The organism is Rheinheimera sp. NSM (assembly GCF_052380015.1).
In the GTDB taxonomy this organism is placed as follows: Bacteria; Pseudomonadota; Gammaproteobacteria; order Enterobacterales; family Alteromonadaceae; genus Alishewanella.
The window spans coordinates 47,092-70,431 of sequence record NZ_JBQTCI010000010.1; the positions used below are offsets into that span (position 1 = coordinate 47,092).

The 23,340-nt window shown below is 52.5% G+C and carries 25 protein-coding genes; 13 read left to right on the forward strand and 12 right to left on the reverse strand.

Annotation, left to right across the window (positions count from 1 at the left end; translation table 11 throughout):
• The 11 genes from ACTZWV_RS19175 to ACTZWV_RS19225 all read left to right on the forward strand — a co-directional run bounded on the left by ACTZWV_RS19175 (position 1) and on the right by ACTZWV_RS19225 (position 9,686).
• Entirely contained in the window at positions 1–411 is a 411-nt protein-coding gene (locus tag ACTZWV_RS19175) for an acyl-CoA thioesterase (RefSeq protein WP_444788095.1), read from the forward strand.
• Positions 408–947 carry an outer membrane lipoprotein carrier protein LolA gene (locus ACTZWV_RS19180; RefSeq protein ID WP_444788096.1) on the forward strand — a complete coding sequence of 180 codons (540 nt, stop codon included), beginning with the start codon at positions 408–410 and terminating at the stop codon, positions 945–947. Before ACTZWV_RS19175 ends, ACTZWV_RS19180 begins: the two co-directional genes overlap by 4 nt.
• Complete coding sequence (locus ACTZWV_RS19185; RefSeq protein WP_444788097.1) at positions 944–3,211, forward strand: hypothetical protein; 2,268 nt, start codon at positions 944–946, stop codon at positions 3,209–3,211. Before ACTZWV_RS19180 ends, ACTZWV_RS19185 begins: the two co-directional genes overlap by 4 nt.
• Positions 3,198–4,439, forward strand: a complete 1,242-nt coding sequence (locus ACTZWV_RS19190; protein ID WP_444788098.1) for an NAD(P)/FAD-dependent oxidoreductase — start codon at positions 3,198–3,200, stop codon at positions 4,437–4,439. Before ACTZWV_RS19185 ends, ACTZWV_RS19190 begins: the two co-directional genes overlap by 14 nt.
• Positions 4,421–4,996: a DUF3261 domain-containing protein gene (locus ACTZWV_RS19195; protein ID WP_444788099.1), complete on the forward strand. Its 576-nt coding sequence runs from the start codon at positions 4,421–4,423 to the stop codon at positions 4,994–4,996. The genes ACTZWV_RS19190 and ACTZWV_RS19195 overlap by 19 nt, the downstream gene beginning before the upstream one ends.
• The gene (locus tag ACTZWV_RS19200; protein ID WP_444788100.1) at positions 4,993–6,177 is read left to right on the forward strand and encodes a beta-ketoacyl-[acyl-carrier-protein] synthase family protein; all 1,185 of its coding nucleotides are present in this window, start codon (positions 4,993–4,995) and stop codon (positions 6,175–6,177) included. Before ACTZWV_RS19195 ends, ACTZWV_RS19200 begins: the two co-directional genes overlap by 4 nt.
• Positions 6,174–6,629, forward strand: a complete 456-nt coding sequence (locus ACTZWV_RS19205) for an ApeP family dehydratase (RefSeq protein ID WP_444788101.1) — start codon at positions 6,174–6,176, stop codon at positions 6,627–6,629. Before ACTZWV_RS19200 ends, ACTZWV_RS19205 begins: the two co-directional genes overlap by 4 nt.
• Positions 6,629–7,351, forward strand: a complete 723-nt coding sequence (locus ACTZWV_RS19210) for a 3-ketoacyl-ACP reductase FabG2 (RefSeq protein WP_444788102.1) — start codon at positions 6,629–6,631, stop codon at positions 7,349–7,351. Before ACTZWV_RS19205 ends, ACTZWV_RS19210 begins: the two co-directional genes overlap by 1 nt.
• A complete protein-coding gene (locus tag ACTZWV_RS19215; protein ID WP_444788103.1) occupies positions 7,351–8,580 on the forward strand; it encodes a beta-ketoacyl-ACP synthase in 1,230 nt (409 codons plus the stop codon). The genes ACTZWV_RS19210 and ACTZWV_RS19215 overlap by 1 nt, the downstream gene beginning before the upstream one ends.
• A gap of 70 nt (positions 8,581–8,650) precedes the next feature.
• On the forward strand, positions 8,651–9,082 hold the full coding sequence (locus ACTZWV_RS19220; RefSeq protein ID WP_444788104.1) for an excinuclease ABC subunit A: 432 nt from the start codon (positions 8,651–8,653) through the stop codon (positions 9,080–9,082).
• 28 nt (positions 9,083–9,110) lie between these two features.
• A complete protein-coding gene (locus ACTZWV_RS19225) occupies positions 9,111–9,686 on the forward strand; it encodes a hypothetical protein (RefSeq protein ID WP_444788105.1) in 576 nt (191 codons plus the stop codon).
• 55 nt (positions 9,687–9,741) lie between these two features.
• Here the strand turns inward: ACTZWV_RS19225 and ACTZWV_RS19230 are convergent, their stop codons facing one another.
• The 11 genes from ACTZWV_RS19230 to ahpC all read right to left on the reverse strand — a co-directional run bounded on the left by ACTZWV_RS19230 (position 9,742) and on the right by ahpC (position 21,201).
• Positions 9,742–10,131 carry a hypothetical protein gene (locus ACTZWV_RS19230; protein ID WP_444788106.1) on the reverse strand — a complete coding sequence of 130 codons (390 nt, stop codon included), beginning with the start codon at positions 10,129–10,131 and terminating at the stop codon, positions 9,742–9,744.
• Between the two features lie 74 nt (positions 10,132–10,205).
• Complete coding sequence (locus ACTZWV_RS19235) at positions 10,206–10,814, reverse strand: START domain-containing protein (protein WP_444788107.1); 609 nt, start codon at positions 10,812–10,814, stop codon at positions 10,206–10,208.
• 4 nt (positions 10,815–10,818) lie between these two features.
• A complete protein-coding gene (gene rsuA, locus ACTZWV_RS19240; protein WP_444788108.1) occupies positions 10,819–11,514 on the reverse strand; it encodes a 16S rRNA pseudouridine(516) synthase RsuA in 696 nt (231 codons plus the stop codon).
• A gap of 68 nt (positions 11,515–11,582) precedes the next feature.
• Entirely contained in the window at positions 11,583–12,344 is a 762-nt protein-coding gene (gene cysQ, locus ACTZWV_RS19245; RefSeq protein ID WP_444788109.1) for a 3'(2'),5'-bisphosphate nucleotidase CysQ, read from the reverse strand.
• 171 nt (positions 12,345–12,515) lie between these two features.
• The gene (gene cysC, locus ACTZWV_RS19250; protein WP_444788110.1) at positions 12,516–13,115 is read right to left on the reverse strand and encodes an adenylyl-sulfate kinase; all 600 of its coding nucleotides are present in this window, start codon (positions 13,113–13,115) and stop codon (positions 12,516–12,518) included.
• Positions 13,116–13,128: 13 nt separating this feature from the next.
• Complete coding sequence (locus ACTZWV_RS19255; RefSeq protein ID WP_444788111.1) at positions 13,129–14,850, reverse strand: SLC13 family permease; 1,722 nt, start codon at positions 14,848–14,850, stop codon at positions 13,129–13,131.
• On the reverse strand, positions 14,850–16,328 hold the full coding sequence (gene cysN / locus ACTZWV_RS19260; protein WP_444788112.1) for a sulfate adenylyltransferase subunit CysN: 1,479 nt from the start codon (positions 16,326–16,328) through the stop codon (positions 14,850–14,852). Before cysN ends, ACTZWV_RS19255 begins: the two co-directional genes overlap by 1 nt.
• Positions 16,328–17,239 (reverse strand): sulfate adenylyltransferase subunit CysD, encoded by a 912-nt coding sequence (gene cysD, locus ACTZWV_RS19265; RefSeq protein WP_444788113.1) that lies wholly within the window; start codon positions 17,237–17,239, stop codon positions 16,328–16,330. The genes cysN and cysD overlap by 1 nt, the downstream gene beginning before the upstream one ends.
• A gap of 10 nt (positions 17,240–17,249) precedes the next feature.
• Positions 17,250–18,671, reverse strand: a complete 1,422-nt coding sequence (cysG, locus tag ACTZWV_RS19270) for a siroheme synthase CysG (RefSeq protein WP_444788114.1) — start codon at positions 18,669–18,671, stop codon at positions 17,250–17,252.
• A 240-nt stretch (positions 18,672–18,911) separates the two neighbouring features.
• Positions 18,912–20,456 carry an alkyl hydroperoxide reductase subunit F gene (gene ahpF, locus ACTZWV_RS19275; protein ID WP_444788115.1) on the reverse strand — a complete coding sequence of 515 codons (1,545 nt, stop codon included), beginning with the start codon at positions 20,454–20,456 and terminating at the stop codon, positions 18,912–18,914.
• Positions 20,457–20,634: 178 nt separating this feature from the next.
• Positions 20,635–21,201 (reverse strand): alkyl hydroperoxide reductase subunit C, encoded by a 567-nt coding sequence (ahpC, locus tag ACTZWV_RS19280; RefSeq protein WP_444788116.1) that lies wholly within the window; start codon positions 21,199–21,201, stop codon positions 20,635–20,637.
• 203 nt (positions 21,202–21,404) lie between these two features.
• On the opposite strand from ahpC, the gene ACTZWV_RS19285 reads away from it, so the two are divergent.
• On the forward strand, positions 21,405–22,064 hold the full coding sequence (locus ACTZWV_RS19285; RefSeq protein WP_444788117.1) for a DUF4377 domain-containing protein: 660 nt from the start codon (positions 21,405–21,407) through the stop codon (positions 22,062–22,064).
• An 8-nt stretch (positions 22,065–22,072) separates the two neighbouring features.
• Here ACTZWV_RS19285 and ACTZWV_RS19290 read toward each other — a convergent pair whose 3' ends face one another.
• Positions 22,073–22,426 carry a metalloregulator ArsR/SmtB family transcription factor gene (locus ACTZWV_RS19290; RefSeq protein ID WP_444788118.1) on the reverse strand — a complete coding sequence of 118 codons (354 nt, stop codon included), beginning with the start codon at positions 22,424–22,426 and terminating at the stop codon, positions 22,073–22,075.
• A 113-nt stretch (positions 22,427–22,539) separates the two neighbouring features.
• Here ACTZWV_RS19290 and ACTZWV_RS19295 point away from each other — a divergent pair.
• Positions 22,540–23,340, forward strand: an 801-nt coding sequence (locus tag ACTZWV_RS19295; RefSeq protein WP_444788119.1) for a hypothetical protein, incomplete at its 3' end; no start/stop codon positions are given.

The window sequence follows — 23,340 nt, forward strand, 5'->3', positions numbered from 1 at the left end:
ATGAAAACGGCAGAAGTGATTATTGATGTACCTTTTTTTGATGTTGATGCCATGCAGGTGGTTTGGCATGGTAACTATGTTAAATATCTGGAAGTGGCCCGTTGTGAGCTGCTGCGCAGTTTTAACTACGATTACCTGGAGATGCAGGCCTCCGGCTATATGTGGCCGATTGTCGACTTGTCGGTAAAGTATGTTGGCTCTGCGCTGTTTGCCCGTAAAATTAAGGTTCAGGCCAGGCTGAAAGAATGGGAAAACCGCTTACGCATTGACTATCTGATCACGGATGTTGAAAGTGGTAAAAAGCTGACCAAGGCGTCAACCATTCAGGTTGCTATTGATATCAGCAACATGCAAATGTGCTTTGAATCACCGGCGGTGTTGTTCGACAAACTGGGGTATGCCAAACCATGAAGCGTTTAGCGGTATGGTTATGCCTGCTGCCGGGCTTGCTGCTGTGCGCCATAGCGGCAGCCGCCGACAATGATGACTTATTGCGCTTTACGCCGCTCAGTGGCCGGACAGAGTTTGTCCAGCTTAAGCAACTGCAGGGGTTACCATTACCACTGCGCAGCAGCGGTTATCTGCAGTTGGAAGCCGGCACTCTGCTGTGGCATACCACTGCGCCGGTAGACAGCAAACTGCTGATCAGTGCCGCCGGCGTCAGCCAGTGGCAGCAACAACAGTATGTCGCCGTAGCCGGCAGTGAGTTTGTCGGCCAACTGATGTTGGCGGTACTGCAGCAGCAACACAGCTTTATCGCCGCCCATTTTGAGCTGAGCAAGGGTGACGCTAACTGTACCCTGCTGCAACCGCTGCAAGCGCCGCTAAACCAGTTGTTTCAGCAAATTACGCTCTGTGGTGAACAAAGCCTCGACAGCCTGACACTGACGGAGCTAAACGGCAATCTGACGCGGATCACCCTGCAAGCTACGCAGGAGCCACAGTGAGTTGGCGCGCTAAACTACCGCCGGCACTGTGGCTGTTTACAACAGCGCTGCTGGTGCTGTATCTGTTGCTTAAGTTACCCGGCACAGCCTGGAACAGCAACATTACCGCCGCCATGCCGGGCACAGCCGCACCTTGGCAGCAGCAATTATTGCAACAAAACCAAAGCAGCCGCCATCTGAGCCTGATGCTAAGCGGTATGCCGCTGGCAGAACTGCGTGCCGCCGCTGCAGCACTGCAACAACAGCCGCTCAATAAATTGCACTGGCTGCAACCGGGCAAGATGCTGCACCAGTTGCAGCAACAATATCAGCAACACCAGGCGCTGCTGGCCAGCCCTGCGGCACTGCAGCAACTGCAGAGCGGCCAATATCAGGCGTTGGTTGATGCCGCCTGGCAACGCTTGCTCGGCCCGGCTCCGCTGTTGCACGGTGCCTTACAACAAGACCCGTTGCTGCTGACCCAGCAATTTATTGAACAGCAGCCGCAGATCAGCGCCCTGCAACCACGCCAGGCCTGGTTTGAAACCGCAGCCGGCAACACAGACCAGCCGGTAATACTGCTGTATGCCAACCTCAGCATAGATCCATTTGACCGCAGTGCGGCCAGCGCACTGGCCCTGGCGTTGCAGCAACAACTACAGCAACTACAACAACAGTGGCCTGCGCTACAGCTGGCCCGCAGCGGTGTGCTGTTCCATGCCGTGCATGCCGCCGACAACGCCGCCTTTGAAATGCAGTTTTACGGCACTATTTCGCTACTGGCCATATTGCTGTTGCTGTGGCTGAATTTTTCCAGCATTAAACCCTTGCTGCTGGCGTTAGCTGTACTGAGCTTTGCCACATTAAGCGGCTTGGCCGCCGTGTTGTGGCTGATACCGCAACCGCACATCCTGGCGCTGGTATTTGCCACCACCTTAATTGGCATCGCCATTGATTACTCGTTTCACGGCATGCTGGCAGCAAATCAGGGCCGCCATTATTTCAGCGCCATGTTGCCCAGCCTGGCGCTGGGTCTGCTGACTACTTTGCTGGGTTACTTTACGCTGACCGTGCTACCGTTTGCGCTACTGAACCAGGTGGCAATTTTTATGTGTGCCGGCTTAATCGCTGCCTTTATCAGTGTCTGGCTGCTGTTTCCGCTTTGCATCGCGCCACAAAGTCTTAAGGTAAATCAGCGCGTATTGCGCTGTTGCGCCGCTATCAGCCACGCTTATGCGGCATTGCCGCGCAACATCGTGCTGGGCAGCGCGCTGGTTAGCCTGGTGCTGCTGGCCGGGTTGCTCAGTCAATTGCGTTTTGCCGATGATGTGCGGCTGTTTAACCAAAGCCCCGCCGCCTTGCTGGCAGAAGAACAGCAAGTACGCACTTTAGGTAAGCAGCAATGGGACAGCCGGTTTATTGTGGTGTTAGCTGACACGGCGCAGCAAGTACTGCAGCGCGAGACGGCGCTGCAGCCGCTGTTGCAACAGTGGCAACAGCAAGGCTGGCTAAGCGGCTGGCAAGCCTTGTCACAGCAATTGCCAGCGCAACAGCAACAAGACTTGTTGCAACAACAGCTGCAACGGGCTTATCAAAGCGGGCCGGTACAGCATTACCTGGCGCAGTTACAACTTAAGCCGCCGCCGGCCATTACACAGCGCTTACTGCCTGATAATTTTGCCTCTCCGTTGTTACAACAAATGCTGCCGCTGTCAGAGCAGATCGCCGGTGTTATTTTGCTCAGCGGTGTGGCAGTACCACAGCAGGCACTGGCAGAACTGACGGCCATGCCGCAAGTCTATTGGCTCGACCCTATAGCCGACACCAATAAGGTACTGGCACAACTGCGACAACAGCTTAGCCAGTGGTTATTACTGGCACTGGTGGTCACCCTGCTGATCCTGCTGTGGCGTCGTGGTTTAGCGGCGGCCTGTGGCATTACGCTGATGCTGGTGATAGCGGTAGGCGGTGCCTTGCTGCTAAGCCAGTTGCTGCAACAACAACTGAATATTTTTAATCTGGTGGCCGCCTTACTGGTATTGGCGCTGGCGCTGGACTATGGCGTGTTTTTCACAGCCGGGTTAAACAAGGCCGGAGTGTATCAAGCGGTGATGTTATCCGCGTTGACCAGCTGCCTCGCTTTTGGTTTGCTAAGTTTCAGCCAGACTCCGGCGGTGGCCGGTTTTGGTTTTACGGTATTTTCCGGTGTAGCGTTGGCAGCGTTGCTGGCGCCACTGTTAACTGTTGTCAGTGTGAAGGAGAGCAAAAGCTGTGGAACACTTTGATGTTATCATTATTGGTGCAGGCCCGGCCGGCAGTTGCGCCGGCGCCATGCTGGCTCGTGCCGGCAAGCGCGTACTTTGTGTTGAGAAGCAGCATTTCCCGCGTTTCAGTATTGGCGAAAGCCTGCTGCCACACTGTATGGAGTTTTTGGCCGCCGCAGGGTTGGAGCCGGCATTGCAACAGCAAGCTGCCAGCCAGGGCTTTCAGTTTAAAAACGGTGCTGCTTTTTTAAAGCATGATTTCAGAACTGCATTTGATTTTACCGATAAATTCAGTCCGGGCCCGGGTACCACCTTTCAGGTGAAACGTGCCGGTTTTGATAAGCTACTGGCCGACGCAGCAGAGCAACAAGGCCTGCACATTCGCTACGGCGTAACGGTAAATGACATTAGTTACAACGCCAACGACGAGGTAGTACTGGCAATCAGCGATGATAAGGGCGAAGACTATCAGTTGAGCGCAGCCTTCTTGCTGGATGCCAGCGGTTTTGGCCGCGTACTGCCACGTTTACTCGATTTGGAAGTACCGTCGGATTTTCCGGTACGACAGGCCTGCTTCTGTCATATCCGCGATGGCATTACCGATCCGCGCTTTGACCGGAACAAAATTCTGATCACCGTGCATTCTGACTATCAGGATGTCTGGTTTTGGCTGATCCCGTTTAGCGACGGCAGCTGCAGCCTGGGCGTGGTAGGTAAACAACAACGGTTTGAACCGGCGTTACCGGCCGGTGAGAATTTATGGCGCCATGTGAAGCAAACGCCGGAACTGGCAGCCCTGCTGGCTAACGCTACTGCGTTGAATGAAGTGCAAACCCTGACCGGTTATTCGGCCAATGTCCGTACTTTACACGGCAAAAAATTTGCGCTGCTGGGTAACGCCGGTGAGTTCCTTGACCCGGTATTTTCGTCCGGTGTCACTATAGCGCTGCGCTCTGCCGCGACCGCTGTGCCGTTAGTACTGCGTGAACTAGCCGGTGAGCAACCGGACTGGCAGCAGGAATACAGCAAACCGCTGCGCAAAGGTATAGATACCTTCCGCACTTTTGTTACGGCCTGGTATGATGGCCGGTTTCAGGATGTGATTTTCAGCGAACGGCGTAATAGCGGCGTTACTGCGATGATCAGCGCCATTCTCGCCGGTTATGCCTGGGACACGAACAATCCTTATGTAGCAGAGACTGAGCGCCGGCTGAATGTATTAAGGGAAGTATGTCTGGACGCAGAATAATTGTCGCGCTTTGGCTGCTGCTGTTAAGCGGCTGCCAACAATGGCGTGCCCCTGCCGATAACGGTTGGCTGGCGTTGGACGAAGGATATTATCAATTGCTGGACAGCTGGCCGGGTGAGGCACAGCAGTTGCTGCAACAGGTGATATGGCGCGATGCCAACCAGCAGCAACAGTTTGTTCTGAGCGCGCTGTTGCAGCCGGACAGCATGCTGTTAGTAGCCGTTTCCCCGCTGGGACAGGAGCTGTGGCGGCTGAACTATCGCAGCGGCCATCAGCTTAGCGTATCCGGCATAGCACCGTTTAATCAACCACAGTTTGCCAAGCGCCTGTTGGCTGAAATGCAACTGGCGCTGCTGCCGCATAGCCTGTTGCAACCGAGGCTTAAAGGCCTGACGTTGCAAGACAGTGGCGCGCAGCGCTGGTTACGCCGGCGTGACGGCAGCACTGTACTGCATATTCAGCAGGCGGCACAATTGCAGGCAGGCGCACAAATTGTGCTGCAAGCCGGCGCTTATCAGTTGCAGATCACCACGTTACAGCAGGACTTTTTACCATGACCACAACAGTGTTAACCGCAATGGGGCTGTGCTGTGCACTGGGCAGTTCAAAACAGCAGGTATGGCAGAATGCCGTGGCCGGCAGCCGCGAAGGTATGCAGCCGCGCCGGGATCTGCTCAGCAGCGGCGACGCCGTTATCGTCGGTCAGGTGGATGCGGTATTGCCGGATTTAAGCCAGTGGCCGGCGCAGTGGCAAACACGCAATAATCAACTGGCCGCACAGGCCTATCAGCAAATAGCAGCTGAAGTAGAAATAGCCCGCACTAAGCTGGGTGCAGCGCGGATTGCGGTAATTATCGGTACCAGCACCTCCGGTATTGCTGAAGGTGAAGCGGCGATGCAACAGTTTATGGCGCAGCAACAATACCCGGCCGGTTACCATTACAGCATGCAGGAAATGCAGGCACCGGCCGATTTTATCGCCCGGCTGGCCGGCGTGCACGGCCCCTGCTACAGCATATCTACTGCTTGTTCTTCCAGTGCCCGGGCGTTAATGAGTGCCCGCACTTTGCTGTTAGCTGACTTGGCCGATGCCGTTATTGTCGGCGGTGTCGATTCCTTGTGCCGGCTTACTCTCAACGGCTTTCATGCGCTGGAGTCAACAGCTGCCGGCCACTGTCAACCGTTCAGCCGGCTGCGTGACGGCATTAATATCGGTGAAGGCGCCGCGTTATTTTTACTACAGAAAAACGGCACCGGTATTAACTTATCTGGCGCCGGCGCCAGCTCTGACGCTCACCATATGTCGGCCCCCCAGCCGCAAGGCGAGGGTGCGGTGCAGGCCATTAAGCAGGCACTGACTACTGCCGGCATCAGCGCGCAGCAGTTGGGTTATATTAACCTGCACGGCACCGCCACGCCGTTAAATGACAGCATGGAAAGCCAGGCCCTGGCCGCATTGGGTTTAACCGATACGCCGGCCAGTTCAAGCAAAGGCATGACCGGCCATACACTGGGCGCTGCCGGTGCCATTGAAGCCGCGCTTTGCTGGCTGTTGCTGTCTGACTATAATAGCGGGCAGCATCTTATCCCGCACTGTTGGGACGGCCAGGCCGACCCGGCATTACCGGCATTAAACCTGGTGTCTGCCGGGCGACAACAGCCGGTACAATATTGTTTGTCGAACTCTTTCGCGTTTGGCGGCAATAATGTAGCGTTAATACTAGGTAAAACAACATGATAACCGGTTACACTATTGAACAGGTGCTACCCCACGCCGCACCGATGATACTGTTGAGCGACTTTATCGAAGCCGGCGATGAGCATGGCGTGTGCACGGTACGCATTGACGAGCAGAGCCCGTTTTATGATGCCGGCCAACAAGCTGTACCCAGCTATGTCGGTGTGGAATATATGGCGCAAACTATAGCCGCTTATGCCGGCGCTAACCGCTTGGCCCGTGGCGGCCAGGTGCGCATTGGTTTCTTATTGGGCTGTCGTAAGTATGTACCGGTAGTCAGCGGTTTTGCCCACGGCGCAGAGCTAACCATCACCGCCACGCAACTGGTGATGGAGCAATCAGGCCTTAGCGTGTTTGATTGCCAGATTTATCAACAACAGCAATTACTGGTGTCAGCCAAATTGAATGTATTCCAGCCTGATGATCACCAGGCCTGGCTCAGGGAGTCGTAATGAGAAGAGTATTAGTCACCGGCTCAGGCCGTGGTATCGGTAAAGCCATAGCGCTGCAGTTGGCAGAGGCCGGGTTTGACATTGCCGTGCATTGCCGCAGCGACAGGGCCAGTGCCGATGCAGTGGTAAGCCAGATCCAACACCTTGGCCGCCAGGCCAATTTGCTGCAGTTTGATGTCGCCGACCGTGCCGCCGCCAAAGCAGCGCTTGAGCAGGACATTGCTGCACAGGGTGCTTATTATGGCGTAGTATGTAACGCCGGCATTACCCGTGACGGCGCTTTTCCGGCGTTAACCGAAGCCGACTGGGACAGCGTTATTCATACCAATCTGGATGGCTTTTACAATGTGCTGCATCCATCCGTGATGCCGATGATCCAGCTGCGCAGCGGCGGCCGCATTGTTACTATCGCCTCGGTATCCGGTATTGCCGGCAACCGTGGCCAGGTGAACTACAGTGCATCCAAAGCCGGTTTAATTGGTGCCACCAAAGCCCTGGCACTGGAGTTGGCCAAGCGCAAAATTACGGTAAATTGTGTCGCACCGGGCCTGATAGATACCGATATGGTGCAGGAACTGGCCAACGAAGAATTAATGAAGATGATCCCGCTGCGCCGCGCCGGCACGGCCGATGAAGTAGCCGCTACAGTGGCATTTTTATTTTCCGAACCGGCGGCCTATATTACCCGCCAGGTGATCTCGGTAAACGGTGGTTTAGTTTGATGAAAAGAGTTGTTGTTACCGGCATGTCTGTCGTTACTGCGTTGGGTGATAACTGGCCACAGTTTAAGCAAGCGCTGCAGCAGGGCCGCAATGCCGTTTGCACTATGCCGGACTGGGACAGGTTCAGTAGTATGAGCACCCGGCTGGCGGCTCCGGTACAGGATTTTGTCCGGCCGGCACATTATCCGAGAAAACTTATCCGCTCTATGGGACGGGTATCGCTAATGGCTACCCGCGCCACCGAACTGGCATTAACTGACGCCGGCTTGCTGCAACATCCGGCATTAACCGACGGCCGTTGTGGTATTGCTTATGGCTCTTCTACCGGCAGCACCGAACCTATTATTGCTTTTGGTCAGATGATGAGTAGTGGCGAGATGGCCGGCGTAACCGCCACCAGCTACATCCAAATGATGGCGCACACTACTGCGGTTAATATTGGCGTATTTTTTGGCATTAAAGGCCGGGTCTATACCACAAGTTCTGCCTGTACCTCCGGCTCTCAAGGCATAGGCTATGCCTATGAAGCAATAAAATACGGCAAGCAGCTGCTAATGGTGGCCGGTGGCGCGGAAGAGCTGTGCGCCACAGAAGCTGCTGTATTTGACACCCTGTACGCCACCAGCACGAAAAACAGCACACCACAGCTTACCCCACGCCCCTTCGACAAAGCGCGCGATGGCCTGGTCATAGGCGAAGGTGCCGGCAGCTTGATTCTGGAAGAGTTAGAACATGCACTGGCACGCGGTGCGACGATTTACGCCGAGGTGGTAGGCTTTGGTTCAAACTCTGACGGCGTACACGTTACCCAGCCAACCGATACCACCATGGAAACAGCGATGCGGCTGGCACTGGCTGACGCCGAACTGGATGCGGTTCAGGTCGGTTATGTGAATGCGCATGGCACCGCCACCGATCGCGGCGATATCGCCGAGAGCCACGCTACGGCGCGGGTATTTGGCCGCCAGCAACTGATCAGCTCATTAAAAAGCTATCTTGGCCATACTCTTGGCGCCTGTGGTGCAATAGAAAGTTGGGCCAGCATTATGATGCTGCGCGATAACTGGTATGCGCCGACACTGAACCTGACCGAAGTTGACCCCGCCTGTGCCGAACTGGATTATATCCGTGACAGCGGCCGCGAGCTGAGCACAGAATACGTAATGAGTAATAACTTCGCCTTTGGCGGCATTAATACCTCACTGATTTTTAAACGCTGGGTTGGCTAAAGCAAACTACACAGAAGTGTATGACGCCGGGCTGACATTAAACTGAGTTTTAACCAACAAGGACAACGTGATGAAGAACAAATTTATGTTAGTTGCTGTTTGTGCCGCTGTAATCAGTGGTGCAGCACAGGCTCGCAATGACGTACTTACACTGCCATTAAATAGCATTATAGGTACTGACAAGGCCAACCAGGCACTGTTAAAAGTGCCGGTATATTTTACTGGCCAGCAGCACCCGGCAGTTACCGCTACCTGGGGTGAAGTCACTACCAGCCGTAAAACCAATGCTTTCGGTAAGTCAGACGCAGAAGCCTGCCAATGGGTATTATTATCGTCACTGAAGGTGTTGCAGGAAGCAGCAATAAAACGCGGTTATGATGCGGTAGTTAATATCCGCTCAAACTACGAGAATAACGAGTTTAGCAGCGCAACAGAGTTTCAATGCGGCGCCGGAGCCATTATGGCCGGGGTGGCATTAAAAGGTGACCTGGTTAAGTTTTAACTAAACAACAAAAAAGGAAGTAATAATAATGAAACGGTTAACCCCTTTGGCAGTAGCATTGCTACTCGCTGGCTGTGCCAGCACCTCAACCGACACGGCAACTCCGGCGGCCACAGCAACTGTCGCCAAGCCTGCTGCGGTTGTGGCAAAAGAGACTGCACGGACAAATAAAGCCGCCACTAAAACCGGCTTTATGATAAATAGTGTCAGCGGTTTTGCCGACAATGCTCAGGTTCCTACCAATGTGCGGGAAGAATGCCACGGCGTTACTATTAAACTGACTGATGCAGTAGTGAAATACGGCAATAACCAGGGTTTAAAAGTACTGGCAAATCCAGATGTTACACCGGACCAATCTGGTAAGGTGGTTAAAGTCAGTATTACCGGTATGTACAGTGCAGGTAACGCCTTTATCGGCCACCGCAAATCCGCTTCTGTCAAAGCCGAGTTATATCAAGACGGCAAGCTGCTGGACAGCACCGATTACACCCGAGACTCTAATGGCGGCTTCTTCGGCGGTTTTAAAGGTTCCTGTGCCGTACTGGAGCACACAGTTAACACCTTGGGTAACGACGTTGCCAAGTGGCTGAAGAAACATAGCTGATTTGCAACTGTATTGCAGATGATATCGCTAAGGGGGCTTTCTGCCCCCTTACTTTTTAGCCGGCATAGGCATATTGCTGCAGATATTTTTTAATATCGTTGTTCAGGTTATTGACCCAATTATTGTAGTTTTTATGGATCTGACCGTTCTTTGCTTTTAAGTTGGTTGAGTCAACATAGGTAATAGAATAGCTATGCAGATTATAGTCAATGCGCACTATAGCCTGATGTTTGCGGATGTTCAGTACCGCTTCAATCTGGCCGTCAGTAGTTTCTTTCATCTGCCAGCCACGACCGGAACCTGCAAGTAATACAGCTTTTTTAATTTGCTCTATATTCAGTTCATGCCCAATCGGGGCATCAGTAATATTTTCAATCGGCGCAGCGGTTACCGCCGGAACTGATACTAATAAGATTAACGCCAATACATAATGCAGAAATTTCATTTGTTTTTCTCTTGTTATTAAAGTCAGCAGATTATCGTTAAAAAAGAAACGAAATGCTATAGCGCAATAGCGGTTTAAGGGCGTTGATAGGCGGGCAGTGCTTGCTGCAACTGCTGAAATGTTTTCAGAACGGATTTTAGCGCCACTTTATCGCCGATAAAGTGCGGCAGCTTACCGGCAGGATCTGCCTGGCCCTGATATTGGATCTTCAGGCGACCAGCCGCCAGAGGCGTTAAGGTCCAACGCCCCTCTACCTGCTGCATACGTACATAACCTTTAACCGCAGGAAAATGCTGGCCCATATCAGTAACAATCATTGTCACTACACCGCTGTCGGCGTCTTGTTGCCAAACCGATTGTGTCACCATATCCCGCTTCGACACCGGCCAGATCGCCGTAAAATAAGTATGTACTATATGAGTGTTGGCATCCGGCTGGCCCAGCAGCTGCGCTTTTTCGGTATTTGCCGCCCATTTACTGATGTTAGCGGTATCTTCCAACAGATGCAGGAACGCTGCTGTAGTTGCATTAACCTCGGTTTGCGCCCTGACTTCCAGCAGCTTCTCTGCATTGTGACGATACTCAACGCTGGTTGCGCCAACGGTTTTATATTGCTGCCATTCGGCTGTATCAGCCGCTACTGCCAGAGAAAAACACACCAGCCAACTCAGCAAAAAACGCATCGCTTTATCCTTTTAGCAATAACAGTTGTTCAGCACTCAATGCACGGTATTCGCCTTCAGCTAAATCGTCCGGCAATTGCAGGCCGCCGATTTTTTCCCGGTGCAGCCGCTCAACCTTATTGCCAATGGCAGCAAACATGCGTTTTACCTGATGGTAACGACCTTCGTGAATGGTAAGCAAAGCCTCGTTTTCGCTGACAATTTCCAGTTCAGCCGGTAAAGTAGCGTTTTTTTCATTACGCAGCATTACACCTTCAGCAAATTGCGCTACCGCCTCAGCCGGGATGGGGTCGGCGGTCCAAACGCGGTAGGTCTTGGCCACGTGATGTTTGGGGCTGCTGATGCGGTGTGACCATTGGCCGTCATCAGTTATAAGCACTAAACCGGTGGTGTCTAAATCGAGCCGGCCGACAGTGTGCAGCCGCTCAATTAACGGCTCGTCCATTAAGGTAAATACCGTGGGGTGCTCGGGGTCTTCAGTAGAGCAGATATAGCCATCCGGCTTGTGCAACATAAAGTAGCGCAGGCCTATCAGTTGCAGCTGTTCACCGTCGAGGCACACTACGTCGCCGCTGTTAACCTGCAGCGCGGCTTGCTTTACCAGTTCGCCGTTCATTGTTACTAATTTTTGCCGGATCACTTTACCGGCCTGACTGCGGGTTAAGCCGGTGCAGTCACATATAAATTTATCTAAACGCATAATCCACCTGTAGTAATTACGTTTAGTGTAACCAAATTTGCCGGTTTCGTCGCTAACTCAGTGCTGTTTCATGGCTTAAGCGCTGACACCATAAAGTTTGGATTGCGCAGGTTTTCGCGTTGATACACCTTATCGGCGATACCGTCGAAGCTGACAGCAGCACCGGCTTCCAGCGCGATAATATGCCCGGCGCCGGTGTCCCACTGCATAGTAGGGCCAAAACGCGGGTATACATCGGCGCTGCCGTCGGCCACTAAACAGAATTTTAATGAGCTGCCAACCGGCACCATTTCATGTCGGGTAAATTGCGCCAGGTAACCGGCCAGATCCGGGCTGGGGTGGCTGCGGCTGCCCACTACCCGCACAGTATCACCGCGCTTGGCCACCTGAATGGCGCGGATCTCGCCGGCGGTTTTAACAAAGGCACCTTCGCCTTTGGCGGCGTAGTAAGTTTTCGCCAGCACCGGCGCATGAATAACGCCCAGCACCGGCTCGCCATTGTCAATCAGCGCGATATTGACGGTAAACTCGCCGTTGCGCTTAATAAACTCTTTAGTGCCATCCAGCGGGTCTACCAGCCAGTAACGCTGCCAGTTTTGGCGGATGTCCCAGCTGATATCGGCGGCTTCTTCTGACAGTATCGGCAGCTCGGGCGTCAGCGTAGTTAAGGCTTTTACAATCAGCTGGTGCGCGGCTAAATCGGCTGCTGTCAGCGGTGAGTCATCGGCCTTGCCGGTGATATTAAAGGCGGCGTTATCTTGCTGATATACCGCCAGGATCGCCTGACCAGCTTGTTCTGCTATGTCGATAATGGCGGGCAAATAATTCATGCGGATGTCCTTTTATTCTGTTAGCTGTCGAAGCTTTCAGCTCAGACGTAAACTCAGCGACAAGGCAATACTTTCTTCGCCGCCTTCAAGGAGCACATCCCTGTGCCCTCTCAGCCTGCGCGGCATCCCTGCCGCTGCTGCGAAAGTACACCTTGTCACTGCGTCCGGGTATCAGTTTATAATTTGCCGTTCTTTTAACAGCGCGAGCAACTGCTGCACACTATCTTCCAGCGACGTTACTGAAGTGTCCAGCACTAAATCGGCGTGCTCCGGCGCTTCGTACGGGTCAGAAATACCGGTAAAGTGGCTGATTTCGCCGGCGCGGGCTTTTTTGTACAAGCCTTTTACATCGCGCTGCTCGCATACTTCCAGCGGGGTGGAGATATGCACTTCAATAAACTTGCCGGGCGGAATAAAGCTTTTTACTAATTCGCGCTGATTGCGGTACGGCGAAATAAAGGCGCTCAGCACCAACAAGCCGGCGTCCACCATCAGCCCTGCCACGGCGCCAACGCGGCGCAGGTTTTCGGTTCTGTCCTGAGCACTAAAGCCTAAATCGGCACATAAGCCATGGCGCACATTGTCGCCATCAAGCAAATAGGTATGTTTACCTTGGGCGGCCAAAGCCTGCTCCAGCGCATTCGCCACGCTGGACTTGCCGGAGCCGGATAAACCGGTAAACCAGATCACCGCACTTTGGTGGCCAAATAACGCTTCGCGCTGCGCGGCGTTAACATCGTGCTGTTGCCATTTAATATCGTTATGTGTCATTGCTTGTCATCACTTAAAACGGATAAATCAGCGGTAGAAATACCAACACTACCGCACTGTATACCAGCGCCATCGGAACGCCGAGGCGAATATAGTCGCGCAACTGATAATTGCCGGCCGAATACACCATCAGGTTGGTTTGATAACCAAACGGCGAAATAAAGCTGGCCGACGCACCAAAGGCCACTGCCATAAAAAACGGCACCGGGTCAACGCCAAGGTTCTGCGCTATGGCATAGGCAATAGGAAACGTCAGCGCCGCGGCGGCATTATTGGTTACCAGCTCGGTAAACAACCAGGTGGCGATAAACACCGCGATCAGCGCACCATAAGCGCCGCTACCGTCAACCAGGGCTATCAGGCCATCAGCGATCTGGCCTGCTACGCCGGTTTGGATCATCAGCTGCGCCAAACCGATAGCCGAGCCGACAATTAACCACAATTCCAGCGGAAAGCGGTTTTTAATTTCATTGACACTGACCGCGCCACCGGCAACATAGGCCAGCAGCAGCACTGGCAGGCTTTTAATCAGCGGTGCTATACCGGCAATCGACAACGCCAGTGCAGTGATAAAACCGAGCAACACCCAATGGCTGCGATTTTTTGACAACGGCGTAGAGATAGATAGACCGTTAACGTAAATAAACTCCTGGCTAAGCTGATGCTGGCCGGGGAAATGCTTACCCACCGATAAAATTAATACATCACCGGCGTGCAGCACCAGGTCGCCCAAGCCGCCCTGCAGGCGTTCATGGCCGCGGCGTACCGCTATTACCACGGCATCGTATTCATGGCGAAAACGAATTTGCTTTAAGCTTTTGCCCACCAGCCGGGAACTGTAACTGAGTACCGCTTCAAGCAATTCGCCCTGTTGCTGATCCTGGCGCAGCAATTCCAAACCGGGAAATTGCTGCAAGCGCGATACCGCGTCCAAATCGCCGACAAAACGCAGTTCATCACCGGCTTCAATGACCGTTTCCGGCGTTACTGGGCAAATGCGTTCGGGGCCGCGCTGAATTTCCGCCAAAAATAGTGCCTGCAGCTCCCGCAGCTGGTTTTGCTCTACGCTTTTGCCAATCAGCTGGCTGTCGCTGCGCACATGGGCGGTTAAATAATAGGGAGTGGTTTGGCCGGCGTCTTTGTTGTTGTCCGGCAGCCAGTGGCTGCCAATTACCAGCACCACTATACCGGCGGCCAGCACTAAGGCGCCCAGCATGGTAAAGTCGAAGAACCCCAGCAGCGGCTCACCGCTTTGCTCCACAAAACCGTTGACTATAAGGTTGGTGGAGGTGCCGATTAAGGTCAACATACCGCCAAGAATGGCGCTGTACGATAGCGGCAGCAGCAGCTTGGAGGCGGCAAAGTGATTATGGTGCCTGAGCGATGACATCAGCGTAGACACCACTGCTGTGTTGTTAATAAAGGCCGACATCAGCGCGCTGGATAAGCTTAACCTGGCAATAACGCTGCTTAAGCGCTTACCGGCAAAGCCGCGGCTGAGCCAGCTAACCAGCTGCGACTTTTCAATGCCAATCGATACCAATAGCAGCAATAACAGCGTAACCAGCGACGGATTGGCGAAGTTTTGCAATGCGCTTTCCAACGGCAGCCAGCCAATCAGGTAACTAACCAGCAAGGCGCCGCCAAACCACAGCGCCGGTGAGCGTTTGCTGAAAATCAGCCCCGCCACCAGCGCCAGCAACAGTGCGACTACGCCATACTGCTGATACGGCATTACTGCGCAGCCTTAAGCAGTTCGGTGTTAATCAGGTCGGTGTTAAACAGCTCACGCACATCGCGCGCGCCCCAGTGCGGGAAATGTTTACGGATCAAGGCATTCAGCTCGCGCTCAAAGGCACTGATATCGCCACTGGCGGCTTTTTCTTCAGCTAACACATTCTGAATTAACCCGGCCGCCACCGTCGCATTGGTTAAGCGGTCGATCAGAATAAAGTTACCGGTACCGGGCTGGGTTCTGAAGGTATCCAGCGGCAAAGTCTCAGTTAGCTCCAGCTCTACCAGCGCGATATCGTTCATTGCTACCTGCTCTGCCGCTTCCTGCGCCAGCGTATTCACATTAACCTTATGGTTCAGCCGGTTAATGCTGACACTGCTTTTGCGTGTCGCCAGCTTTAAATCGTACAGGCGGCCGGCCTGCAGTGGCTGCTCGTTAAACCACACCACATAGGCTAGGGCGCGGTTACTCAGGTTAACCTTGTCATCAGACGGTACCAGCCAATCACCGCGGCTGATATCGATTTCGTCATTCAGCGTTAGCGTAATGGCTTCACCGGCTACTGCCGATGGCTGCTCGCCAGCAAAGCTGACAATTTGCTTGATGGTGCTTTTTTTACCCGACGGCCAGGCAGTAACCGCCTGCCCAACCGCTAAACGGCCGCTGACCAGGGTGCCGGCGAAACCGCGAAAATCCAAATCCGGCCGGTTAACATATTGCACCGGGAAACGCGTTGCTTCGCCACCACGTTGTGGTATCGGCAGGGTTTCCAGCCGCGGCAGCAATGCCGTGCCGGTGTACCACGGCATATTGGCCGACAGCGTTAAAATATTCTCGCCTTTTAGCGCGCTAATCGGTACCACATCCACCGTTGGCACCTGCAATTGCGCCATCAGTGCCTGCACGTCTTGGACGATAGCGTTATAAATGTGCTCGCTGTAACCGACGATATCCATTTTATTCACGGCGACAATTAAGTGCTTAATGCCCAGCAAAGCGCAAATAAAGCTGTGACGCCGCGTTTGCGTTTGTACACCGTAGCGGGCGTCAATAAGCAAAATGGCAACATCAGAGGTGGAAGCGCCTGTGGCCATATTGCGGGTGTATTGCTCATGGCCGGGCGTATCAGCCAGAATAAACTTACGCTCGGTAGTAGAAAAATAACGATAGGCCACGTCAATGGTAATACCTTGCTCGCGCTCGGCCTGTAAGCCGTCAACCAGCATCGCCAGCTCTAACTCACCTTCGCTGTTGCGGCCTTTATGGTCGCGTTTTAGTGCATCTAACTGATCATCGTACAGCTGTTGGCTGTCGTGTAAAAGACGGCCGATTAAGGTACTTTTGCCATCATCAACACTGCCGCAGGTCAGTACCCGCAGCAAGCCTTTATCCTGATGCTGCTGCAAATAGCCGCGAATGCCCAAATGGTTTAATTGCTCGTTTAGCGAGGTAACCGGCGTTAAATTAACTACAGACATCAGAAGTACCCCTCACGTTTTTTCAATTCCATGCCGGACTGATCCTGGTCAATCACGCGGCCCTGGCGCTCCGACGTGCGGGCGCGCAGCATCTCTTCCACTATGCCTTCGAGCGTGTCGGCACCGGATTCAATAGCACCGGTCAGCGGATAACAGCCCAGGGTTCTGAAACGCACCGACTTTAACTGCGGTGTTTCACCCGGCTCCAACGGCATACGCTCGTCATCTACCATAATCAGCGTGCCGTTACGCTCGACAACGGGGCGTGGCTTGGCTAAGTACAGCGGCACTATGTCGATATTTTCCTGCAGGATATACAACCAGATATCCAGCTCGGTCCAGTTTGACAGCGGGAATACACGGATGCTTTCGCCTTCATTAATGGCGCCGTTATAAATATTCCACAGCTCCGGCCGCTGGTTCTTCGGGTCCCAGCGGTGGTGCTTATCGCGAAACGAATACACCCGCTCTTTAGCGCGGGATTTTTCCTCATCGCGCCGTGCGCCACCAAAGGCCGCATCAAAGCCGTATTTATTCAGCGCCTGCTTTAACCCCTGGGTTTTCATAATGTCGGTGTGTTTGGCACTGCCATGAATAAAGGGGTTAATATTCATCGCTAAGCCTTCCGGGTTTTTATGCACCAGCAGCTCAAAGTTGTATTCTTTGGCTAAGCGATCGCGAAACTCGATCATCTCGCGAAATTTCCAGTCGGTATCAACATGCAACAGCGGAAACGGGATCTTGCCCGGCGCAAAGGCTTTGCGCGCCAGATGCAGCAGTACCGACGAGTCTTTACCAATCGAATACAGCATTACCGGCTTTTTAAACTCGGCCGCTACCTCACGGAATATATGGATGCTTTCCGCTTCCAGTTGCTGTAAGTGCGACAACGCACCGGCTAATTCAGACATCTGTTAATCCTCATTCCATCCGCGTAAGAGTTTGGCCAAATACCGCCGCTTGCGGCCGCTGACCAAACCAATGTAAATCTTGTTGTAGTGCTACCACTTCACCTATTACCAGCAGCGCCGGTGAGCTGATGTGTTGCTGTTCTACCAAATCGGCCAGTTGCGCCAGGGTGCCGCTAACAATGCGCTGCTCCGGCCGGGTACCGTTTTCAATAATGGCCACCGGTACCGAACCACTGCGCCCTGCAGCCAGCAGCTGTTGCTGAATATGGCCGGCTTTCATCAGACCCATATAAATTACCAGCGTCTGGTTAGCTTTACTCATGCTGTGCCAGTCCGGCTCGGTGCCGTCTTTACGGCAATGGCCGGTAACAAACTGCACACTTTGCGCATGGTCGCGATGCGTTAGCGGTATACCGGCATAAGCAGCACAGCCGGCGGCGGCCGTCACACCGGGCACCACCTGAAAGGCAATCTTGTGCGGCAATAGCGCCTGAATTTCTTCGCCGCCGCGGCCAAAAATAAACGGGTCACCGCCTTTTAAGCGGCAAACTTTCTTGCCGGCCAGAGCTAAATCAATCAGCAGCTGGTTGGTATCCTGCTGCGGCACCGAGTGGTCGCCGGCTTTTTTACCGACGCAAATGCGCTCTGCATCGCGGCGCACCAATTCCATAATCTGCGCTGACACCAGGTAATCGTACACTACCACATCAGCTTGCTGCATTAACTGCAGGGCTTTTAACGTCAGCAGCTCCGGGTCACCCGGGCCTGCGCCCACCACATAGACTTCACCGGCTTGTTGCTGCGGCTGATCCAGCAATTGCAGCAAACGCTGCTCTGCCTGCGGTAGTTGATTGGTCTGCACATCGCGCACTACGTCTGAATCAAATACTTTTTCCCAAAACTGCCGCCGTGCGGCAAAACCACTGATTTTGGCTTTAACCTTATGCCGAAAGCGGCCGACTAATTCTGCCAATGGCCCTAAATGCTGTGGCAACAAGGCTTCAAGTTTTTCGCGTAAGCGCCGCGCCAACACCGGCGCAGTACCAAAGCTGGAGATGGCAATTAATATCGGGCTACGGTCGATAATCGACGGAAAGATAAAGCCGCATTTGGGCTGATCGTCCACCGTATTCACCAGCATATTGCGCGCTGTAGCGGCGTCATATACTGCCGCATTAACATCTTCATGGTCGGTTGCGGCAATTACCAGCAATTTGCCATCCAGCAAAGCCGGCTCAAAGTAGCCTTTGATCAGTTCCGCCTGGCCACCCTGCTGCCACTGCACAAACTCAGCGGCAAACTCCGGCGCCACTACCGTTAATTTTGCGCCGGCGCTTAATAAGGTACCGGCTTTGCGCAGCGCCACCGAACCGCCGCCGACAATCAGCACCGGTTTATCGGTTAACTTTACAAATAAGGGTAAATACTGCACACCAGCTCCTGCGCTTTAACCATGCTCACTTAAAGTGAGTATACAGCGTGCAGAATAGCCGTCCGTATGGCTTTTATAAAATAGTTAATTACGCTCAGATATAACTAAAAGGAATTAATGCAAAGATCGTAATAAGTGGAATTGTAATAAGCAGAGGTAAAACCGGACACAAAAAAAACGGCAACCGAAGTTGCCGTTAAAGCTACAGAGAGAGTGAAGCTAAACTGTTACGTTATCCGCTTACTGGCGGATCATATAATCGAAGGCACCCAGGGCAGCATTGGCGCCTGAACCCATGGCGATAATAATTTGCTTGTACGGTGCCGTAGTGGCATCACCGGCAGCAAATACACCAGGTAACGACGTTTGGCCGCGCTCATCAACAATAATCTCACCGCGTGGCGATAATTCCACCGCACCACGTAACCACTCGGTGTTCGGCACTAAACCTATCTGCACAAAGATGCCGGCCAGTTCAATATGATGCGCCGCACCGGTTTTACGGTCGGTATAGTTAATGCCGTTCACTTTGTTGCCGTCACCGGTGACTTCAGTGCTTTGTGCTTCGGTAATAATGTTAATGTTGCCCATCGATTTGGCTTTTTTCACCAGTACCGCATCTGCGCGCAGCTCAGCAGCGAATTCCAGCACGGTAACATGCTCAACAATACCGGCTAAGTCGATAGCGGCTTCAATGCCGGAGTTACCGCCGCCAATTACGGCGACTTTTTTGCCTTTAAACAACGGGCCATCACAGTGCGGGCAGTACGCTACGCCCTTGCCGCGGTATTCCTGCTCGCCCGGCACGTTCATTTCTCTCCAGCGCGCACCCGGGCTTAGAATCAGAGTTTTGCTGTTTAGCACAGCGCCGTTTTGCAGCTCCAGCTGTACCTTGCCGTCTTTACGCAGTGCCACAGCGCGCTGGTTGTTCATAATATCGACATTATATTCACGCACATGGGCTTCCAGGCTGTTCACCAGCTTTGGCCCCTCGGTGTACTGCACCGAAATAAAGTTCTCGATACCGACGGTATCAGCTACCTGGCCACCAAAACGCTCGGCGACGATACCGGTGTTTAAGCCTTTACGGGCAGCGTAGATAGAAGCTGCTGCACCGGCCGGGCCACCGCCCACTACCAGTACATCAAAGTCAGCTTTGTTTTTCAGTGCTTCGGCCTGGCGTTTTTCAGCATTCACATCCAGTTTTTGGATGATTTTTTCCAGCGTAATAGCGCCCTGGGAAAACAGCTCGCCGTTTAAGTACACTGATGGCACGGCCATAATGTTTTTGTCAGCTACTTCCTGCTGGAACATGGCACCGTCGATCATCACGTTGGTAATGCCCGGGTTAATCGCCGACATAATATTTAGCGCTTGCACGACTTCCGGACAGGTTTGGCAGCTTAACGACACATAGGTCTCAAAGGCAAAGCTGCCCTGTAACTGGCGGATTTGCTCAATAGTATCGGCTTCCACTTTAATCGGGTGACCGCCTGAGTGCAGCAACGCCAGCACCAAGGAGGTAAATTCATGGCCCAGCGGCACACCGGCAAAAGTAATGTGGGTGTCGTTGGCAACTGAACGCACCAGCATCGCCGGCTTGCGTGTCAGGGCGTTGTCATCGCGGCGCAATGACACTAAATCAGATAATTCGGCAATGTCGCTTGCCAGGGCGTTTACTTCAGCAGCTTTGGCGCTATCGTCTAAAGATACCACCAGTTCAACCTGCGTTTTCAGGTTCTGCAGATAGGTTTTTAATTGTTGCTTCAGGTTAGTATCTAACATAATGGCTCCGGTATATGTAATTCAGATAGTGCAAAAAAAGTCAGCCGCAAAGGTCGGGCTGGGGTAAACCAGCCCGTGCAAACAAGTTTGTTGGCAGTGGGGAAGCTGGAAACAGCTTCTTAACAGAGGAGCTGTTTCCAGCTTCCGGCACTGCAGTTGCCTGCAGTTTGCATCAGAGTTAGATTTTACCAACCAGGTCCAGTGACGGTGCCAGAGTGGCTTCGCCCGGAGTCCATTTCGCCGGACATACTTCGCCGTCGTGGTTAGCAACATACTGTGCAGCCTGTACTTTACGGAACAGTTCTGCTGCTGAGCGGCCGATACCTAAGTCGTGAATTTCAGCAACTTTGATTTCGCCTTCAGGGTTAATCACGAAAGTACCACGCAGGGCTAAACCTTCTTCTTCAATCATTACACCGAAGTTGCGTGTGATAGTACCTGTTGGGTCACCGATCATCGGGTAGTTGATTTTCTTGATGGTTTCAGACGCATCGTGCCAGGCTTTATGGGTGAAGTGAGTGTCAGTAGATACTGAGTATACTTCAACACCGATTTCCTGGAACTTAGAATAGAAATCAGCCAGGTCGCCTAATTCTGTAGGGCATACGAAAGTGAAGTCAGCCGGGTAAAATACGACTACTGACCATTTGCCAGCTAAATCCTGGTCAGAAACAGGAACAAACTTACCCTGATGAAAAGCAGTAGCTTTAAATGGTTTAATTTTAGTGTTGATAATAGAAGACATAGTCTTGCTCCTTTAGGTTAGTTCATAGGTTATGTTTCAACTGCAGCCAGTGTACCGTGCTGCACTCAATTGTCAAAACGAATAAAACAAATTACTTTAATCGCTTTAATTGATTCAAATAACATCTTTTTAGCGCTGTTCAGCCAGCGCTTAGCTATACTCTGGCACTATTGCCGCCGGTTATCAGCTATCAGGAGCTTTTTATGCGCAACCCCCGCACTTACGCCACAGCAGCGTTACTCAGCACTATTACAGTGTTAACTGCTTGCCAGCAACAAGACACACCAACAGGCCAGTATCTGCAGCTAAACGCAGCACAGAATGAAAAACCATTCAGCCTGCAGTTTGACCAGGGTCGGCTGTCCGGCTTTACCGGCTGCAACCGCGCCATGGGTAACTTTACGGTAGATGAGGGCAAGCTGGTGGTTTCTCAACTGGCCGGCACTATGATGGCGTGTCAGGAAGACGCGATGCAACGCGAACAGGCGTTTCACAGTTTTTTGCAAAGCGGACCGGCGCTGAGTTATGACAATAAGATGTTGGTATTGCGCAAAGATGACACTGAGTATCGATTTAGCGCACAGCCCGATCTGAGTAATGCAACCACGCGCTTGATCTATGTTGCGCCTGAGCGCAAAAGCTGTGTCGGCATAGCGCCGATGCAATGCCTGCAGGTACGCGACACACCTGAGGATGCCTGGCAGCTGCACTATGGCGAAATTGAAGGCTTTACGCCGCAGCCGGGCGTGGCGTATCGCTTACGCATTAAAGAGATGCCAGTTGCAAACCCGCCGGCTGATGCGCCGGACCGGCGCTGGATCCTGGACATGATAGTAGAGCAACAACAGCTGAAAACAGAGTAAACATCGGTTTATTCTGATTCGGTTGGATTGTCACGCGCAGGCATAGCTTCTTTTTGCTGTTTTGCTTTTGCCGCGCTTTCTTTCTTGAGCCCGCATCCTACCGGACAGAAGGTTGCCAGCATATTTGTCAAATTAGCCAACATATTTTTGTCCGCCAGGCTGTATTCAATAAACTGCCCTTTACGTTCACTGGTTATTAATTTTGCTTGCTCAAGGATCTTCAGATGCTTCGACAATGCAGGTTTACTCATATCAAAACGCTCAGCGATTTCACCGGCAGTCAGTTTTGCCTCTGATAAGTACGACAAAATTTTGCGCCTGGGTGTCGAGGCGAGCGCCTCAAAAACATAATTTATTTCCATAAAATTATTTAACTAATTAGTTAATAGTGTATTATTCTACCAGCAAGTAATAACAGAAACCAGTGCATTATATTCAGTGCGGTGCAGCAATTGGTTACGCAAGGAGCAATACCGTGTCATCTATGGTAATAACTAGTACTTTTCCAACGGCCTCTATCGCAGCTACAGCGGACCGCTTACCGATCGAAGTAGTGCTGATTTCTCAATTAGGCCACGGTGCAGGCACGCAGCTGATTCAAGCCAGCAAAAACCGTCAGGCCGCACATACGACATATATTAATGATTTAGATGAACCATCAGCCAAACTTGGCGGAACGGATTTCAAAAGAGGCGATGCTACATCTTTATATTCATTTTCCGTTGGCGCTAATGGGCATCCGTTTCATCGTCATGCCGGGCATCGCATTTTTACCGCAATTTCAGGCAGCAGTGGTGCGCAATTGCGCTTCTCCGTGGCAACAGACAAGCAAATAGCAGCCAGCCCCACAGCTTTCTTCAATGATATGCATTTAGTAAACATTCCGGCTGATTGCTTGTTTACTGTGCGTTTTCCCGGTGGGATCTGGCACCAATTTGTGCCGCTAGCAGCCAATACAGTTCATCCTGCATTATTCGCTATTTCTTGCCATAGTAATGAGCTAAGCGGTATCGATGATACAGCGCTACGCCAAACCGTGATTGATAACAACGCTTCGATTCCCGGTTTAACAATCTTGTTGCCTGACGCAATAAGCGCGCTTATTACGCCAGAGACATTGGCAGCGCATCATGTACCGTTAACCACGCTATCGTTTAATGCACCATCTGATTCATTGCTGCATATACTCTGCAATAGATTCCGCTCAATCGCGGGCGCTCTCAGAAGCAATTTTGCCAGGTTCGCAGGCCAGGGTTTCTCTAAAACAGAAATATCG